We start from the raw sequence: 17616 nt of genomic DNA on the forward strand, positions 1-17616 counted from the left end.
GTCTAACATGAAACAAGCTGGCGCCTATCGAGTAGACGCCAGCTTCAATAAAACTAAGATATTAATGGATTAGAACGTTACGTCTTCTCCTCTAAACGCCGCTACGTATAGTTTTTTCATTTCTTCTACAGATGTTTCGCGCGGGTTAGTGCTTGTGCATGGATCTTTCACCGCGTTTGCAGCCATGCTATCCACATGCGCGTCAAACAGCTCTTCGGATACGCCGTAGTCGCGGAGTGTACTTGGGATACCCATGTTACGATTCAGCTCACGGATCCACGCCACCAGCGCGTCTACCAGTTCGTCCGTTGATTGACCGGTAAGACCGATCCGTTTGGCGATGGCTGCAAAGCGGTCGGAGACGACCGTACGGTTAAACTGGATGACGTACGGCAGATAAATCGCGTTAGCGCAGCCGTGCGGAATATCGAAGGTCGGACCGCTTTTGTGCGCAAGACTATGAACGTTACCCAGCACCGCGTTGGCAAAAGCCATACCGGCCATGCCTTGGGCGATATGCATCGCTTTACGCGATTCTTGGCTCCCTTCGTACGAATGAAGAAGGTGCTGTTTCACCAGCTCGACCGATTCAATTGCCAGGGCATCCGTCAGTAGAGTGCGGGGCTTGGCAACATACGACTCGATGCCGTGAGTCAGTGCATCCATGCCGGTATATGCCGTTATATGTTTAGGCATCGATTCAACCAACACCGGATCGATGACCGCCAGATCTGGCGTCAGTTCGAAATCGGCAAGGGGGTACTTGATGCCTGTTTTCTCATCGGTCACAACCGACAGGTTTGAAATTTCCGAGGCGGTGCCGCTTGTCGTCGGAATGCCGATGAATTTGGCTTTGGTCCGCAGTTTAGGCAACGTGAACGGCCGGCTTGCTTCTTCGAAAGTAAGCTGCGGATGCTCATAGAATACCCACATCGCTTTCGCAGCATCCATCGGCGAACCGCCGCCAATACCGATCACCCAGTCCGGTTGGAATTCGTTTAGGGTTTTGACTCCTTCCATCACCATGCCAACGGTGGGTTCGGATACAATACCCTCGATCACCCGTGTTTCCAGGCCAGCTTCCGTAAGCAAACCTTCAATTTGGGCGAGGGCGCCGCTTGACTTGACGGAACCGCCGCCGATGACGAGTGCAGCTTTTTTCCCCTCAATTGTTTTGAGGATGTCCAAAGCGCCTTCCCCATAATAAATATCGCGTGGAATTGTAAAACGATTCATATATACGCTCCTCTCCATAATTTCGTTCAGTAGTATTGAACGTTGCTTTCACTGTGCTCATCAGGCACAGGCTTTATTCTAAACACAAAGTTTCTAACAAGGAAGTACGCACTTTAATGTGGTGTAGTGACCTGTAGTATACTATTAGGAGGAGGATGATGATTATGGCCAATGAGGTAAAAGATCGAATCAATCTGAAGGAGATCAACTGCGAAAATGATGTATGATTGGGGAAAAATTATGGGGAGAAAATAATATGGAAAGAAGAACGGAATGAGTTGATGCACCCCCTCAAACCAAACTCTTCTGAATAGAAGGGTTTTTCTTTTTGTATTTTTCTAATGAGCAGGACTTTTGGTATACTGGAAACAAACCAACCAGAAGTGGGAGTCAAGAATGAATAACGAAGATATACTTGCAGTGTTGAAGGCTCTGTCTAATGAAACCCGTCTCAATATCCTTTGCTGGCTGCGGGAGCCTGAACAGATGAATGAGAATCTGCCGAACGTCATTAAAGAAGAGTTCCCGGGCGGTGTCTGCGTGGGAAGCATTCAGGAAAAATCCGGTCTGGCGCAGTCGGTCATCTCCTCGTACCTGTCCTCTATGCAGAAGGCCGGACTGCTGGAGTCCCGACGCTATGGCCAATGGACTTATTACAGACGCAATGAGGAGGCGATCGCGGCCTTTTTGGAGGAATTTGCGGCCGGGCTGCAGGCCAAGAAGAAGTAGTCCCAAAATGTTTTCTTCAAAGGGCTTGCATTTTTGTTTGTTAATCCATATATTTATATTTATAGATGAACAAACAACCCTACAGGAGGAGAGAATAAAATGACCATATCCAAATCAGCAGAGGCTCTATTCAAGCCTTTTGAAGGCGGACGACTGAAGCTTGAAAATCGTATTGTCATGGCCCCAATGACCCGTGGCTTTTCGCCGTTAGGCGCTCCAGGTCCCGACGTGGCCGGATATTACCGGCGGAGAGCGGAAAACGGCGTCGGCCTCATCATCACGGAAGGAACCGTCATTAACCATCCGGCTGCGGCTGCTGATCTCGGTGTGCCGCATTTTTACGGGGAGGAAGCTCTGCAAGGATGGGCGCGTGTCGTCCGCGAAGTGCATGAAGCCGGCGGGAAAATCGCTCCGCAGATTTGGCATACCGGTACGGCCCGCGAGAGGGAGAAATTCCCGGAATCGAATGCCAACCCGATCGGGCCGTCTGGCCTCAGCCTGACTGGCGATCCGGTATCAGAGCCGCTGACGGTTGAGGAGATTCACGGTCTCGTGCAGGCATATGCCCAAGCCGCTGCCGACGCGAAGCGCATCGGCTTTGACGCGGTAGAGATACATGGTGCGCACGGCTACCTCATTGACCAGTTCTTCTGGGACTTGACCAACAAGCGCACAGATGAGTATGGTGGCGACCTGGTAGGCCGCACCCGATTCGCGGTGGAGGTTATCGAGGCGGTGCGAGCCGCAGTCGGCCCCGACTTCCCGATCATCTTCCGCTTCTCCCAATGGAAGCCGGTTGATTACAACGTCAAACTGGCAGTGAATCCAGAGGAACTGGAGCGCTTCCTCACACCGCTGTCTGAGGCAGGCGTTGATATCTTCCATGCCTCCACGCGCCGGTTCTGGGAGCCCGAGTTCGAGGGGTCAGACCTCAATCTGGCGGGCTGGACGCGGAAGCTGACAGGCAAGCCGGCTATTACCGTCGGTTCGGTTGGCCTGGACTCGGACTTCACCAGCCTGTTCGAGGAAGGCAAGGGCGGGCAGGCTGCCAGCCTCGACAATCTGATCGAGCGTCTGGACCGCGGGGAGTTCGACCTCGTCGCCGTCGGTCGCGCGCTGCTGAGCGATCCGGCCTGGGCGGCCAAGATCCGCGACGACCGCACCGAAGAGCTGGAGCCGTTCACGCGGGAGGCTCTTGCCACGCTGATTTGATTCAATGGCGAGTGCCGGGCAGCAGGAACCGGCTTTAGCTCCAGGGCCATTTCGGGTCCAGTCCGAAATGACCCTGCGTGCGCTTGACAGCGCATCATGCTAACGGGTTGAAGTCCTTTCGACCGTATCGCCTTTACTACATCAGGTTTCTGATTTGCTTATGCAGATTGGAAGCCTGTTTTCATTGCAGCAACCCCGCCACTTCTTCACTTGTCCGAATCCGGCCAATCCTTGGAAAGATGTTTTTGCAAACATATTCATGCTCCTCTTGGGCTGAAGCTGTCATGGCATCTTCGGCAAAGATTTGATTAAACCCGCGTTGGTAAGCTTCTCTCGCAGTAGTATCCACCCCGATGGCGGTAGAAACACCGCATAATACGATCGTATCAATTCCGCGGCGGCGCAATTGCAATTCCAGGTCGGTGCCGTAAAAAGCGCCCCATTGCCGTTTGGTAATCAAGTGTGCATTATTCGTATCTGCCAATTCAGGCACGATGTTATCCCAGCCTTCAGGGAATTGTACCTGATTCGTTGGTAAATCTGTAACTGGTTTTAACATATCTTGTCCATCTACGGTTGAAACTCTGACCAGGACCACAAAAGCACCTTTTTCCGTGAACGCCTTTACTAACTTGCTTGCATTCTGAACCACCTGCGCACCCGTATAAGGAGCTTGTGGACGGCCGCTGTTAATAATTCCATTTTGCAAATCGATAACAACCAGCGCCGTTTTTTCTGCATTAATCCTTTCAGCTTCCGTTGATTTTAAATGTTCCATGTTCTTCTCTCCCAATCATTCATTTATACACCTTGAAATAAACCCACACCGCATTGACCAGCAACAAGGTACTTGTAATCATAAATACATAGCGGATGCCTAACCAGGCTGCCACTTGCCCGCCCAGCACGGACCCTCCAAATACGCCTAGATAACCTGCCGACATGTTAAATCCAAACACTCTGCCTGTAAGAGCAGGCGGTGTAATTTTTTTGACCAGGATATTAACGGAAGGAATCAATCCGGCCGCGGCTAATCCGAGCAGGAAACTCAGACCCATTAATTGCCAAGGATTCTGTACAAAGGCTTGCGGGATAAAAAGGAGGCCTGCCGCTATTAGAGCGGCTAATATAACTTTCTGCGCTCCTATTTTGTCAGAAAGTTTGCCGAGTCTTGGAGCGGCCACTATGTTGGCGAGCCCCGAGGCTGAGAATACTAATCCGGCGATCAACGCGACATGACCGGTATTGCGGGATAACTGGGTAATATATACGGTGATGACGGGTTCAACCGAATACAAGGCCACAGTGAGAACAAGAAATGTCACAAACAAGGTAATCGTCAAGCTTTTTTCAGGAACGGCAATCCATACTTCCTTAATCCCAAGCGTCTTGCTGTCCTCGCGGATAAAGGATTCCTTTTCCACATCAGCATAAAATAAAGACCTTCCTTCGGCTAAATGCAAAGTTATTGAACACAAACAATGAACAATAACATCCTCATTTTAGTCTGCGGAAAGGTCTTATACCATGCACTATTTTAAACTCCATGGACATTTTTGCTGTAATATTCCGATGGGCTTACCCCTTCGATCTTTTTAACAGCATTCCGAGAGAAGTCCCCTTCCTCTGCAGGGAGGGGATGAATATCGGCCAGGCAACTCTGGAAAATTATTGATCTATGTTAGATCATTTGGTACAATCAGTCTTAGTTAGAGATAAGGCTGGTGTATCAATGAAATTAGACTCAAATAATCACTCGGTATTTTCCCTGAACTATCATCTCATCCTTTGCATTAAATACCGCAAAAAAGTACTTACCGACGAGATCTCAGACTATGCGAAGGCCATTTTTGAACGCATTGGAGAAAACTATCATATTACGCTGAGTGAATGGAACCACGACAACGATCACATCCATGTACTGTTCAAGGCGCATCCCAACACCGAACTATCTAAATTTATCAATGCCTATAAAAGTGCCAGCTCTCGCCTTATAAAAAAAGACTTTCCCGAAGTCAAAACGAAGTTGTGGAGAGAGTATTTTTGGTCGCAAAGCTTCTGCCTGGTTACTGTAGGCGGCGCTCCTTTGGAGGTACTAAAGGCGTACATCGAGAATCAAGGGAAGGAGGCGAAAACCAGGTGATCCGATGTGTCAAAACAGCGTTTCACACCTCAAAATGGGATTTGGAACGGCTGTATACGTGTAACCGAATTTCAGCGGAAGTTTGGAATCAGTGTCTACTCATTGCCAAGCACCATGCCCTACAGGACGATGGAAAATGGATCGGAAAAACCGAACTTCAAGCGGCGCTTAAAAATCAGTTTCCTTTGCATTCCCAATCGGTACAGGCGGTCTGCCATAAATATCTTTTTGCTAGAGACAGCGCAAAACAAGCCAGAAAGCAAGGCCTGCGCACCAAATACCCTTACAAAAAGAAGAAACACTTCAATACCAAATGGGTGGACCAAGCGTTCAAAATCAAGGCTAACACGATCTACTTAAGTCTGGGTATCCAAAACGGAAAACGCCAGCAGCCGATTAAAATCACCGTCCCGCGTTTACCGAATCCGGACATCAAGGAAATCGAGCTGGTATTTGACCGAAAACTGGTGATTTCCATGAGTTACGATGACGGACAAGCGGCTGCAGAAAACCAAGGCAGCCAGACCGCAGCAATTGACCTGGGAGAAATTCATTCCATCACGGCAACGACAACAGAGAACAAATCAATCATCATCACCGGAAGAAAAGTAAGAAGTATTCACAGGCTGAGAAACAAGAAGCTGGCCGAGATCCAGAAGCTCATGAGCAAATGCCAAAAAGGCAGCCGACAATGGAAAAAATACAACCGGGCCAAAAAATACATACTCAGCAAAAGTGAACGCCAACTGAATGACGCCATCCACAAAACCACCAAACAATTCGTAGAATGGTGCAGAGAAAATGAGGTCAAAGCGGCGGTTGTTGGAAAAGTGGAAGGTGTGCAGCGGAACACGAAAAAGAAGAAAAGAAAGACCGTAACCCAAAAGCTGTCCAACTGGAGCTTTGGCAAGATTCAAAAACAGCTCGCATATAAACTGGAAGCTCAGGGAGCGAGCATGAAAATGATAGATGAGAGCTATACTAGCCAACAATGTCCTTGTTGCGGAAGAAGAAAAAAGATATCTAGCCGAAACTACAACTGTTCCTGCGGCTATACCGAACACCGGGATGTACACGGGAGCAAAGGGATATTATCCAAGTATCTGCATGGAGATATCCGTTATTTGGGCGAAACGAAAGAAATCAAGTATCTACGGATCGCGTAAGTGCGAGAAGTAGTAGAAGGTGAGTTCCCACCCACTTGTACCAATAACAAGTGTTGCTTACTGAACCCCACCGTTAGATTTCCGCATTCAGCGAAAGCAGATAGCCAACCTATGTGCTTATCGAAAGTAACGGTATGGGCTGGTAAGAAACCCCTGCTTCTTAACGAAGTGTAAGCAGGGGAGGTTCATATATCCTGCTGAAATAAAATTCATCCGTAAACCCGAATGCTTGTGCCACCTCTTTTATTTTTTTGCCGCCTTCAAGAATCATTGCTTTGGCTTCATCAATTTTCATTTTGTTAAAAAACTCAATGATGGAATATCCCGTGAATTCTTTGAACGTTCTTGATAAATAAGTAGGCGCCAATTGCACCATCTCCGATAATTCAGCCAAAGTCACTTTTTGATTTACATTTTGATGCATGTATTGAATGGTTTTTTCCACTTTTAAGGAAATGGAGTAGTTCTGGTTTTGCTTACTTATATTTTGATAAACGGCAATCAATAACTGTTGAAGCAACGTTTTGGCCATAAATTCATATCCTGGAAGTTTGGCGTACCAGCTGTCCACCAATTTGTTGAATATATCCTCAACCGGATAGAAATCCTTTAGTTGTTGTGCAGGGTGCAGGGAGAGCATTTGCGCCTCGTCTTTAATATCCCATTTACCGTCATTCACATTCACACGCGCATAACTGAAGTGTACAGTCAGGAAACCTGCGGATTCTTCGGTGTCCGGCTCAAAAGAATGCAATACTCCAGGTCCAATGTAGAATAACATTCCTTCCTTGACCGGATATCTTTTTCCCCGAATCATAAAACTCCCCGTTCCTCCGGTAACAAACACAAGTTCATGATGTTGAAGAGTTCTGGTGAATTTGCCCACACGTCTTCCGGGTCCCTTGAATTTTCTGCTGTTGCAGTAATGAATGTGGAAAAAAAGATTATGGATATTCATGATTTCCTCCACAAGATAAATTTGCTTATGCGAATCTGCACCCCATTAATTATACTTGTTTTAACCTGTAAGTTTTAAGCTCTTTTTTCCGTAAAAAAGTATAGTAAAGCTAGAATTGGCAGGATTATTCCTACCAGGGATGTTAAGCTCCAGCCGCCGTGAGCATAAGTCCAGCCGCCTAAAGACGAGCCAATCGCTCCGCCAACAAAGAAGATGGACATGAACAGTCCGTTTAGACGTCCTCTCGCTTCACTCCCCAATGTGTAAATCGCACGTTGTCCAAGCACAAGATTTCCCGATACGGCCATGTCCAGCGTGATAGCGGAAACAAGGAGCATGGCTAGAGCAAATGTTGAATTGCCTTGAACAAGGTATGCCAGCAAAAAGGACAGGGCAGCGATGATCATCGCTAGTCCGCTTAAAAATCGGGTCCAGCCTTTGTCCGCCAGTCTTCCGGCGATCGGTGCTGCGACTGCGCCGCCAACACCGGCTAAAGCAAACAATGCAATGCCTTGCTGAGACAATCCGAAATCATCCGCAAGCCGTAAAGGAGCCGTAGTCCAAAAGAGGCTAAAGACACCAAATAGGCAGGCTTGATAAATGCCCCGGCGGCGTAATACAGGTGTTTGTTTTAATAGAGCACCCAATGAAACGATTAATTCGCCATAATTCATCGTAGGTGAAGGCTTGCGCTCAGGAAGAATACGCGACAACAGAAGCGATAAAAGAGCTGTAATAACTGCCGACAATGCAAATACTGCATGCCATCCCCAAAGGCTGGCTATAAAGCTTGCTACCGGCCGGGCCAACATGATTCCGAGCAAGAGTCCGCTCATTACGTTCCCCACCACACGTCCGCGCTGCTCTTCAGACGATAAATAGGTAGCATAAGGTACCAGTATTTGGGCCACCACAGATCCGAGTCCAATGAATAGGGAAGCAGTGAGGAACAATATCGCATTAGGTGTGAATGTTGCCGCAATCAAAGCACATACAACAACAAGCAGCGATAAGACCGCAAGACGCCGATTTTCAATAATGTCACTAAGCGGTACGATAAACAGCAGCCCTACGACATAACCAATCTGAGTTAAAGTGACAATTAACCCTGCTGCGTCGGAAGAAAGACCCGTAGCGGCGCTGATTGGTCCTACCAGTGTTTGGGCATAATACAGATTGGCGACGATAAGGCCGCATGCAGTTGCTAACAGCAACGTGATCCAACTCGAAATACTTTTACCCTCCATTACTTGTTCTGTTTGCATAGTAATCCTCCTCGTAAAATAAATACTGAACGTATAGTTCACTAATCCATGTCTTTATAATATACTGAACGTACAGTTTTGTAAATAGTCAGTTTTTATTTTTCTTTTGCCGGATATTATGTATAATGAACGTATAGTTTTTATTTGGAGGGGATTTCTGTGAATGCCAAAAGAGGGCGCCCGCGTAACATTGAAACTGAAAAGTCCATCCTTGCCGCTTCCTATGACTTGTTGTTGGAGAATGGCTTTGGAGCGGTCACTGTTGAGAAAATTGCTGAGCGTGCCGGGGTGAGTAAAGCTACCATTTATAAATGGTGGCCCAACAAGGCTGCTGTTGTTATGGATGGCTTCCTTTCTGCTGCCGCAGCAAGACTGCCGCTCCCCGATACAGGCTCAGCATTCAATAATGTACTGATGCACGCCACTAATTTAGCCCGGTTCTTGACAAGCCGGGAAGGTAAAATCATTACGGAGCTAATAGGTGAAGGGCAGTTCGATTCGGGGCTGGCAGAGGCATACCGGATCAGATATTTCTATCCGCGCCGGCTTGAGGCGAGACAACTATTGGAACAGGGAGTTCAGCGGGGGGAATTAAAGGAAAACCTTGATATTGAGTTAAGCATTGACCTGATTTATGGGCCGATTTTCTATAGATTGTTAGTAATCGGTGAGAAGCTGGACGATACTTATGTGCAAAATATAGTAACCTCCGCGTTTGAAGGGATTAAAATAGATTGAATAGGAGGGGCTGCACAGCTGCGGTGCCGAACCTGATCGACGCCGCAGCTGCGGGTATTAGGCCAATCATTCCTGCCATACCTCTTAAGCGTAAGCGCTTGTCGAAGAAGTTCTATCAACCGGGTGGGACTTGGATTTCATCCACGGCAGCCGGACGTATGCGAATGGCTTGCCCGCCTCCCGGCGCGAGCCTCAATTGCAGGGTCGTGCTTCTGTCAACAGGTACCTTGGAAATGGTCAGGGGATAGGGATTGGTCCTCCAGTCGGCAGACGGGCCGTCGGCGTAGATTTCAGCTACATACGCTTTGTCTGGATCAAGAAAAGCGAGCGGCGCCGCAAGCGTCCGTCCGTGCTCATCGGTAATGCTACCCAGGTACCATTCTTCGCTGTTTCTGTCTTTGCGGACAATCGTAACATAATCTCCGATCTCTCCGCCCAGCACCTTGGTATCCTGCCAATCGGTAGGGACATCCAGAATAAATTGAAAAGCTGCGCGCTGCTGTTCGTAATTTTCCGGCAGGTCGGCTGCCATTTGCAGCGGGCTATACAGAACCACATAAAGCGCGAGCTGTTTAGCTAACGTCCCCCGCACCCGGTTGCCCGGTCTGAATTCCCTATAAATCAGCCTTACAATCCCCGGCGTATAGTCGATGGGACCGGCAAGCATCCGGGTGAAAGGCAGGATGGTGGTGTGGTCCGGAGGGTTTCCGGCATATTCGGCGGAGGCATCGAACTCCTGTCCCCGCGCGCCTTCGCGGGTCATCATATTCGGATAGGTGCGCCGTTCTCCCGTATCTTTCACCGGCTCATGGGCGATCAGACTAATCTGATACCTAGCTGCGGTTTCGATTACTTTTCGATGATGATCGACGTTGTATTGACCGCCAAGCCACTCCATGCTGATCAGATTCCCTTGGTCATCAAAGCGCTTGAGTGCAGGGTCGGGGGAGACATAGCCTGTTTTCACAACGTCTATCCCGAGTTTTTTAAACAAAGTAAACGCCGCTTCCAACTGACGCTCCAGATTCTGAATCGCTCCGGCTGTTTCCATGTGCCCGATAATTTTCACGCCCTTGCTGGCGGCATACGAGGTGACCTCCACAATGTCATAATCCGGATAAGGGGTTGTAAAACTGAAGTTCTCGCCATGCTTGGTCCAATCGTTCTCCCACCCGATATTCCACCCCTCGATCACCACCATCGGAATGCCGTATTTGGCGGCAAAATCAATGTACCGCTTAGCATTCTCGGTCGTCGCGCCATGTCTGGGGCCGTAGCTCCAGGTGTAAATCCCCAGATGCATGCCCCACCAAATGCCAATGTACTTGCCCGGTTGTACCCATGACACATCTCCCAGCCTGTTCGGTTCATTCAGATTAAGAATCAAATAGGAGGTAATCAAATCGCCTGGCGTTTCCGCGATCTGAATCGTTCGCCACGGCGTTTTTAGCGGAGTGGAGCCTTTGACTTTAACACCGTCGGACCAGGGAATAAGGTCGGCTGCAAGCGTATTATTTTCCAGGGGCATCAGGGTCAAGGTGGAATAGCGGGACAGTTCCGCTTCGTGAATGCTCAGGTATAATCCATCCGCCATTTTCATCGTTAAAGGGGTATGGACGGCGCGGTAGGGAATGGAACGAAGGGGAGTCACATGGTACAGGAGTTCAGTATACAGCTTCTGATAGGCGGGTATCCACCAGGCCACTTCCACATCGGTCAGGGCAAATTCGGTTTCTTCGCGCTTGATTTCAAAATGGGAGAGATGGTCCTGCTCAGGCAGCTCATAGCGAAAGCCCAGGCCGTCATTGTATACACGAAAAATGATGAACATTCGGCGCGGAGACGGGGTTGTCTCTTCAAGGGCCACGCGGAGTTCATTGTAATGATTGCGTATTTCCCTGACTTCTCCCCAAGGCTGTGTCCAAGTCTCATTGAAGCTGTCATACCTGGCGGCGGAGACCCTGAAGTTCCGGTTAAGCGGCTCGGCATGTTCAAAGGTAAAGCCCAGCTTCGAAGGCCGGATCACGGGCCGGTGACGATAGCGCACACTATAATAAGGAATGCCGTTATTTAGGATAAATTCCGCCTGGATGCCGCCATCGGGTGAAAAAACAACCCACCTGCTTGTCACTTTATGCTCCGCCTCCTCACATCGATTCCACTACATCATCTTATGAGGGCTTGAGCTTGGCATATCCCTGGAAATATGCTGTGAGCAAAGCTGCTGCGAAAACCTCTACCATTGATCCAGATTAAGCCATAGCCGTTCTACTTCAGTCATACGTATATCCAGCGCTGCGAAGCTGGAGATTAATTCATCGACGCACTCAGGCCCAATGACCGCACATACAGGATAGGGCTGGTTTAACACATAAGCTAACGCAATATGATTTGCTGTAATCCCCTTTCCCTTGTGCGCGGCCAAGCTGCTCGCACGGCCTAACCGTTCCCAGTTGTCGTCGCTGTAGTAGACCCGGACCATGTCCTCGCTCACGCGCACGCCGGGGGAGTAGCGCCCCGAGAAGAAACCGCCGGCTTGAGACGACCACGCGAATAGTGGAAGCTGGGTTTGCTTATGCCATTCATGATAAGCTTGATCTACATACACCGTTCCAGGCCAGCGCGGCTCATTGATTGCGGCCAGGCTTAATGAGGGACTATTGACCGCCAGACGTTTATAGCCCTTTTTGTCCGCATACCGATTCGCCTCTTCAATTCTTTGAACCGACCAATTGGAGGCTCCAACCGCTTTAATCAGACCGGAGTCCATGTGTTCCTGAAGAAAATCCATAATTTCGTCCACCGGAACCGAAGGGTCATCGCGGTGAAGCAAGTAAATATCAATATAATCCGTCTGAAGTCTCTCTAAACTGCGCCCCAGATCCTCCGCAACATCTTGGCGAGTCAGCCTGTTTACAATGGCTTGATTGGCATTCACATGATAGTGGCCGCCCTTGTCGATGATTACGACATTTTGCCGAAGCTGTCTCGATTTTAGCCACTGCCCGATTACCAGCTCGCTTTCGCCATCCCCGTAAACATTCGCCGTATCGATGGCGTTTCCGCCGTGCAGGATATAGGCATCAAGCATTTCAAATGCAGCATCCAGACGCTTTCGGGAAAAATCGGCTGTCCCTATGACCAATTGCGAACAGGACTTGTCAAGACCTTGAACGGGTATATATTTTATTGTGATCACCCCGCGTTTTCATTCCCACTTCTGCAGCTGATTATTATACCGAAACAGGCCGTCCCGGTTCAGGCGCTTCTTTACCTTTCCGTCTCCCATCCAGATCAACCGGTCAAATTGAAGGGTAATAAATTCCTTTATTCCGGGTTTGGTCCCAATGGAACGCATTTCGGCGAAATACGCTTCAAGGTTCTCGGAAAGCTGGCCCTTGTGAGACCGGAAACCTCCCAAATAAGCATCGACGATTTTCAGCTCGGCGACCTCCGAGAATCGCCGCCACAAATAATAATCTCCGGCATACTTGAACGTCGGCCAAAAATCATAATCAATGAACTCATTCAGTTCTCTGCTCCAAAACGTAGATTCCTGCTGCAGAAAGGGGAGCTTCATGCCATAATACCCGCAGCAAAGCAAGTTTTTTCTGTATTTAAAAGGCAGAAAGGACGAAACAAACTGTGAACGGTCATTGTAGCTGACATTCAGTCCTGTAAGCCACTTTACCGGTTTCGTTTCGAACAGATCCAGAACAACATCGAAGGCGTGCCTGGAGTAATAATCCCCGGCATTTATATAAGCGCAAATGTCTCCAGTCGCGAGCTGGAAGCCCTTGGATAAAGCGTGATACATCCCCGCATCAGGCTCGGATATGATCGTTATGAACCCGCTGTTTACACTACTGATTAGTTCAATCGTACGATCCGTTGAACCGCCGTCACAGATGATATATTCCAATTCAACCCGTCCCGATTCCACGGCACTCTGCGTAATTACCGATTGAACGGTCTCCATTATATATTTCTCCGCATTATAGCAAGGCGTTACAATAGATATTTTGTCCAATGTTCTCCCCCCGCTTCTTGGAGTCAAATTGATATTTTAGGTTATGAAAAGTATGAAAAATGTGTGCAACCTAACAAACAACAGCACAGAAAAGCAGGTTGGAAAAGTTAGGCGTAAAACACATTAAATTGAACCATACTAAGGTGCATGAGATTATGCTTCGGCAAGTGCAAATCGTAAGGGGGGTTAAGCGAAATGCTGGATGCAGGAATGATCGTGCTGTTTGTTCTGCTAACTGCGTGTATGGCTGGACTCTTATTCTGGGCCGGACGGGTTGTGGAGGAAGGAAGTGTGCGGGAATGATTTGGGTTCTGGGAGTGATTGTGCTTTTCATGTTCGGGTATTTAACTTACGTCTTGCTGAACCCGGAAAAATTTTAATTTGCTGTTTCCAGGAGGGATAGAAATTACTATGATAGCCATCGTTTCCATCATGGTTACCTTGCTGCTCGTTTTGCTGTTGGCACGTCCAGCAGGCTTATATATCGCCAAAGTGTTCGATTATGACAACACACAATTAGACCGATTTTTCGGACCTATTGAAAAAGTGATTTTTGCCATTGGGGGAATCAGGCAGGAAAATCAGTCGTGGAAAAAATACGCTGCCGCACTGCTCGTCAGCAACACCGTGATGATCGCTTTGGTCTACGTGATTTTTCGGACACAAGGTTATCTGCCGCTGAATCCGGCTCATGTACCCAATATGGAGCCAAGGCTTGCGTTTAATACAGCCATTAGTTTTATGACCACAACGAATCTGCAGCATTATAGCGGTGAAAGCGGCATGTCCTACTTGTCGCAAATGATCGCCGTCGTCTTTATGATGTTTGTGGCTCCGTCGTCCGGGCTGGCGGTATGCATCGCATTCATCCGTGGACTTGCCGGGAAACCGTTCGGGAACTTTTTTGTTGATTTGATCCGCTCGATTACACGCATTTTGCTGCCGATTGCTTTTGTGATGGCGTTTGTTTTTATCGCCCTTGGTGTGCCCCAGACGCTGGAACCGAACGCGATTGCCCAGACGCCATCTGGTACGGAGCAGTCCATAGCTCGGGGGCCGATCGGCTCATTTCTGTCGATTAAGCAGCTTGGCAATAACGGCGGCGGATTCGTAGGGGCGAACTCCGCGCACCCATTCGAGAATCCTGACGCCATTAGCAATTTACTGCAGATTTTGCTGATGCTGCTGATTCCGACCGCAATGCCCTTTGCTTACAGCAAGGTCGTCGGGAATGCCAAGCAGGGCCGCGTTTTGTTCGTATCTATGGCTTTACTCTTCATCATTCTGCTTAGCGCATCGCTAGTTGCAGAATATGCGGGCAACCCGGCTCTGAATGCTCTGGGCATCAACCACAGCCAGGGGAGCATGGAAGGTAAGGAAGTGCGGTTCGGTGCGGCGCAATCTTCCTTGTATTCCGTTGTAACTACCGCTACGGAGACGGGGGCCGTTAATACGATGCATGATACCCTGACTCCAATTGCCGGATTGGCTGCCATTGCCAATATGATGCTGAACACCGTGTTTGGCGGCGCTGGCGCGGGACTCTTGCATGTACTGATGTATGCCATCATTGGGGTGTTTTTATCGGGCTTGATGGTCGGACGGACACCGGAGTTCCTGGGCAAAAAAATAGAAGGCAAGGAAATGAAGCTCATTGCGGTGACGATGCTCATCACCCCTTTTCTTGTATTAGGGCCTACTGCCCTGGCTGTATTTAGCCATGCGGATACCATCTCCAATCCGGGATTCCACGGACTGACACAGGCCATGTATGAATTCACTTCAGCAGCGGCGAACAACGGCTCCGGGTTTGAAGGATTGGGAGACAATACTGCCTTTTGGAATATTTCTACAGGGATGGTCATGTATATCGGAAGATTCTTCCCGTTCATTACAATGCTGGCTGTTGCAGGGTCCTTGGCCGCTAAAAAACCGGTAGCGGAAACGACAGGGACCTTTCGAACGGATACGGCATTATTTGCGGTGGTGTTTCTCGCCGCTGTGCTTATCGTTGGAGCATTGACGTTTTTCCCGGGTCTTGTACTCGGTCCCATTGCAGAGCAATTAACCTTGAAGCCTTAAACTAGGAAGGAAGGGAGGAAGTAGACCATGAATCAGAAAAAATCCGCTTTGAGCAGAGAAATTATGCAAAATGCGATTAAGGAATCCTTCTTGAAGCTTGATCCGAGAGTCATGATCCGCAATCCGATTATGTTCGTGGTTGAAGCGGGTTTTATCATCACCTTGATTTTGATCGTTGTGCCGGGTGCATTTGGAGGGGGTACACCTAGATGGTTTAATTTGGTGGTATCGGTCATCCTTCTGTTTACTGTGCTTTTTGCGAACTTTGCCGAGGCTCTTGCGGAAGGACGAGGCAAAGCGCAAGCCGATTCCTTGAAAAGAACGAAAAAAGAGATTACAGCCAATAAAATCACGGGAAATGGAGTCAAGACGGTTTCCTCTACAGATTTGCGCAAAGAGGATGTTGTCCTTGTTGGGCAAGGAGAAACGATCCCAGGTGACGGCGAAGTGATCGAGGGGCTGGCTTCAGTCGATGAATCCGCCATTACTGGCGAATCCGCGCCGGTTATCAAAGAAGCGGGCGGCGATTTCAGTTCGGTTACCGGCGGTACCCGTGTCATCAGCGATCAGATCAAGGTGCGTATAACAAGCGATCCCGGTGAATCGTTTCTTGACCGGATGATCTCTTTGGTTGAAGGAGCCAAAAGACAAAAGACGCCGAACGAAATCGCCCTAACGACGGTTCTCACCAGTTTGACGCTGATTTTTCTGATTGTGGTGGTCACGCTTCCGTTTTTTGGCGCTTATTTGAATATAGAAATCGAGGTTCCTGTACTTGTCGCTTTGCTGGTATGTCTCATTCCGACTACCATCGGCGGACTGCTGTCGGCGATCGGTATTGCCGGAATGGACCGGGTAACCCAATTTAATGTACTTGCCATGTCCGGTAAAGCTGTGGAAGCGGCGGGAGATATCAATACGATCATTTTGGATAAAACAGGCACGATAACGTACGGGAACCGGATGGCCAGCGAATTTCTTCCGGTTGGTACCGAGACTGTGGCTGATGTTGCGAGGTGGGCCGCTATTAGTTCTGTGAAGGACGAGACACCGGAAGGCCGGTCTGTTCTGGAACTGATTAAGCAGCAGAACCTTTCTTATGATGCGGGGCTTGCAGATGGAGGCGAGTTTGTGGAATTTAAAGCGGAAACCCGAATGAGCGGGATCGACTTGAAGGATGGCCGCCATGTACGCAAGGGTGCGGTTGATGCCATCAAAAAATGGGTAGCCGGGCAAGGGGGAGCCGTTCCGGCAAACCTCGATAAGAATAGTGACAGTGTGGCTTCCGCGGGCGGAACCCCCCTTGCCGTCGCAGTGGATAACCGCATCTATGGGATTATTTATTTAAAGGATACGGTTAAGCCTGGTATGCGTGAGCGTTTCGAGCAGATGCGTCAAATGGGCATCAAGACGATTATGTGTACGGGCGACAACCCGCTGACGGCTGCCACGATTGCGCGGGAAGCGGGTGTGGATGATTTTATCGCGGAAAGCAAACCGGAAGACAAGATCGCCGTTATCCGCCGGGAGCAGGATGAAGGAAAGCTGGTGGCCATGACCGGAGACGGGACGAACGATGCTCCGGCTCTGGCCCAGGCGGATGTAGGCATTGCCATGAACAGCGGCACGGTAGCAGCCAAGGAAGCGGCCAACATGGTGGATCTGGATTCCGACCCTTCCAAGATCATTGAAGTTGTGGCGATTGGCAAGCAATTGCTGATGACCAGAGGCGCGTTGACCACCTTCAGCATTGCCAACGATATTGCGAAATATTTCGCTATTATTCCCGCCATGTTTATGATAGCCATTCCGGAGATGGATGTGCTGAATGTCATGAAGCTGGGTTCCCCGATGTCGGCGATAATATCCGCGCTTATTTTTAACGCGATCATTATTCCGCTGCTGATCCCGCTGTCCATGAAAGGTGTGGCATACAAGCCGGTTAGTTCGGCGCGATTGTTAAGCCGCAATTTGTTTGTGTATGGTTTGGGTGGAGTAATTGTGCCTTTTGCCGGAATCAAAATCATTGACCTCTTGGTGCATTTGTGGGTATAAAT

General features: G+C 49.0%; 16 protein-coding genes. 8 read left to right on the plus strand and 8 right to left on the minus strand.

The window, feature by feature from the left end; translation table 11 throughout:
- Positions 1–69 precede the first annotated feature (69 nt).
- Positions 70–1236, minus strand: coding sequence for an iron-containing alcohol dehydrogenase (locus VK70_RS06345; RefSeq protein WP_025697757.1), 1167 nt, complete (start codon positions 1234–1236; stop codon positions 70–72).
- A gap of 396 nt (positions 1237–1632) precedes the next feature.
- Between VK70_RS06345 and VK70_RS06350 the strand changes: the two genes are divergently transcribed.
- Complete coding sequence (locus VK70_RS06350) at positions 1633–1965, plus strand: ArsR/SmtB family transcription factor (RefSeq protein WP_036641737.1); 333 nt, start codon at positions 1633–1635, stop codon at positions 1963–1965.
- A 99-nt stretch (positions 1966–2064) separates the two neighbouring features.
- A complete protein-coding gene (locus VK70_RS06355) occupies positions 2065–3177 on the plus strand; it encodes an NADH:flavin oxidoreductase (protein ID WP_046722999.1) in 1113 nt (370 codons plus the stop codon).
- 181 nt (positions 3178–3358) lie between these two features.
- Here the strand turns inward: VK70_RS06355 and VK70_RS06360 are convergent, their stop codons facing one another.
- Positions 3359–3955, minus strand: a complete 597-nt coding sequence (locus VK70_RS06360) for a hydrolase (RefSeq protein WP_025696133.1) — start codon at positions 3953–3955, stop codon at positions 3359–3361.
- Positions 3956–3974: 19 nt separating this feature from the next.
- A complete protein-coding gene (locus tag VK70_RS06365) occupies positions 3975–4655 on the minus strand; it encodes an MFS transporter (RefSeq protein WP_233277775.1) in 681 nt (226 codons plus the stop codon).
- Between the two features lie 254 nt (positions 4656–4909).
- Between VK70_RS06365 and tnpA the strand changes: the two genes are divergently transcribed.
- Both tnpA and VK70_RS06375 read left to right on the plus strand, forming a co-directional pair.
- Positions 4910–5320 carry an IS200/IS605 family transposase gene (gene tnpA, locus VK70_RS06370; protein ID WP_025696131.1) on the plus strand — a complete coding sequence of 137 codons (411 nt, stop codon included), beginning with the start codon at positions 4910–4912 and terminating at the stop codon, positions 5318–5320.
- Entirely contained in the window at positions 5317–6486 is a 1170-nt protein-coding gene (locus tag VK70_RS06375) for an RNA-guided endonuclease InsQ/TnpB family protein (RefSeq protein WP_025696129.1), read from the plus strand. Before tnpA ends, VK70_RS06375 begins: the two co-directional genes overlap by 4 nt.
- Before the next feature lie 160 nt (positions 6487–6646).
- Here VK70_RS06375 and VK70_RS06380 read toward each other — a convergent pair whose 3' ends face one another.
- Positions 6647–7444, minus strand: a complete 798-nt coding sequence (locus VK70_RS06380) for a helix-turn-helix domain-containing protein (RefSeq protein WP_025696127.1) — start codon at positions 7442–7444, stop codon at positions 6647–6649.
- 74 nt (positions 7445–7518) lie between these two features.
- On the minus strand, positions 7519–8709 hold the full coding sequence (locus VK70_RS06385; protein ID WP_025696125.1) for an MFS transporter: 1191 nt from the start codon (positions 8707–8709) through the stop codon (positions 7519–7521).
- A 159-nt stretch (positions 8710–8868) separates the two neighbouring features.
- On the opposite strand from VK70_RS06385, the gene VK70_RS06390 reads away from it, so the two are divergent.
- Positions 8869–9447 carry a TetR/AcrR family transcriptional regulator gene (locus VK70_RS06390; protein WP_025696123.1) on the plus strand — a complete coding sequence of 193 codons (579 nt, stop codon included), beginning with the start codon at positions 8869–8871 and terminating at the stop codon, positions 9445–9447.
- Positions 9448–9562: 115 nt separating this feature from the next.
- On the opposite strand, the gene VK70_RS06395 is transcribed toward VK70_RS06390, so the two are convergent.
- The 3 genes from VK70_RS06395 to VK70_RS26345 form a co-directional block, all read right to left on the minus strand.
- Positions 9563–11578 carry a glycoside hydrolase family 97 protein gene (locus VK70_RS06395; protein ID WP_025696120.1) on the minus strand — a complete coding sequence of 672 codons (2016 nt, stop codon included), beginning with the start codon at positions 11576–11578 and terminating at the stop codon, positions 9563–9565.
- A 105-nt stretch (positions 11579–11683) separates the two neighbouring features.
- Positions 11684–12646: an aldo/keto reductase gene (locus tag VK70_RS06400; protein WP_233277776.1), complete on the minus strand. Its 963-nt coding sequence runs from the start codon at positions 12644–12646 to the stop codon at positions 11684–11686.
- Between the two features lie 9 nt (positions 12647–12655).
- Positions 12656–13477, minus strand: coding sequence for a glycosyltransferase (locus tag VK70_RS26345; protein ID WP_144415191.1), 822 nt, complete (start codon positions 13475–13477; stop codon positions 12656–12658).
- Between the two features lie 299 nt (positions 13478–13776).
- Here VK70_RS26345 and kdpF point away from each other — a divergent pair, with 299 nt between their 5' ends.
- The 3 genes from kdpF to kdpB are packed head-to-tail and all read left to right on the plus strand — an operon-like array spanning position 13777 to position 17614.
- The gene (kdpF, locus tag VK70_RS29455) at positions 13777–13857 is read left to right on the plus strand and encodes a K(+)-transporting ATPase subunit F (protein ID WP_411431699.1); all 81 of its coding nucleotides are present in this window, start codon (positions 13777–13779) and stop codon (positions 13855–13857) included.
- A gap of 34 nt (positions 13858–13891) precedes the next feature.
- On the plus strand, positions 13892–15559 hold the full coding sequence (kdpA, locus tag VK70_RS06410; RefSeq protein ID WP_025696115.1) for a potassium-transporting ATPase subunit KdpA: 1668 nt from the start codon (positions 13892–13894) through the stop codon (positions 15557–15559).
- A 27-nt stretch (positions 15560–15586) separates the two neighbouring features.
- Positions 15587–17614 carry a potassium-transporting ATPase subunit KdpB gene (gene kdpB / locus VK70_RS06415; RefSeq protein ID WP_025696113.1) on the plus strand — a complete coding sequence of 676 codons (2028 nt, stop codon included), beginning with the start codon at positions 15587–15589 and terminating at the stop codon, positions 17612–17614.
- Positions 17615–17616: the final 2 nt, after the last annotated feature.

The organism is Paenibacillus durus ATCC 35681 (genome assembly GCF_000993825.1).
Taxonomy (GTDB): domain Bacteria; phylum Bacillota; class Bacilli; order Paenibacillales; family Paenibacillaceae; genus Paenibacillus_AQ; species Paenibacillus_AQ durus_B.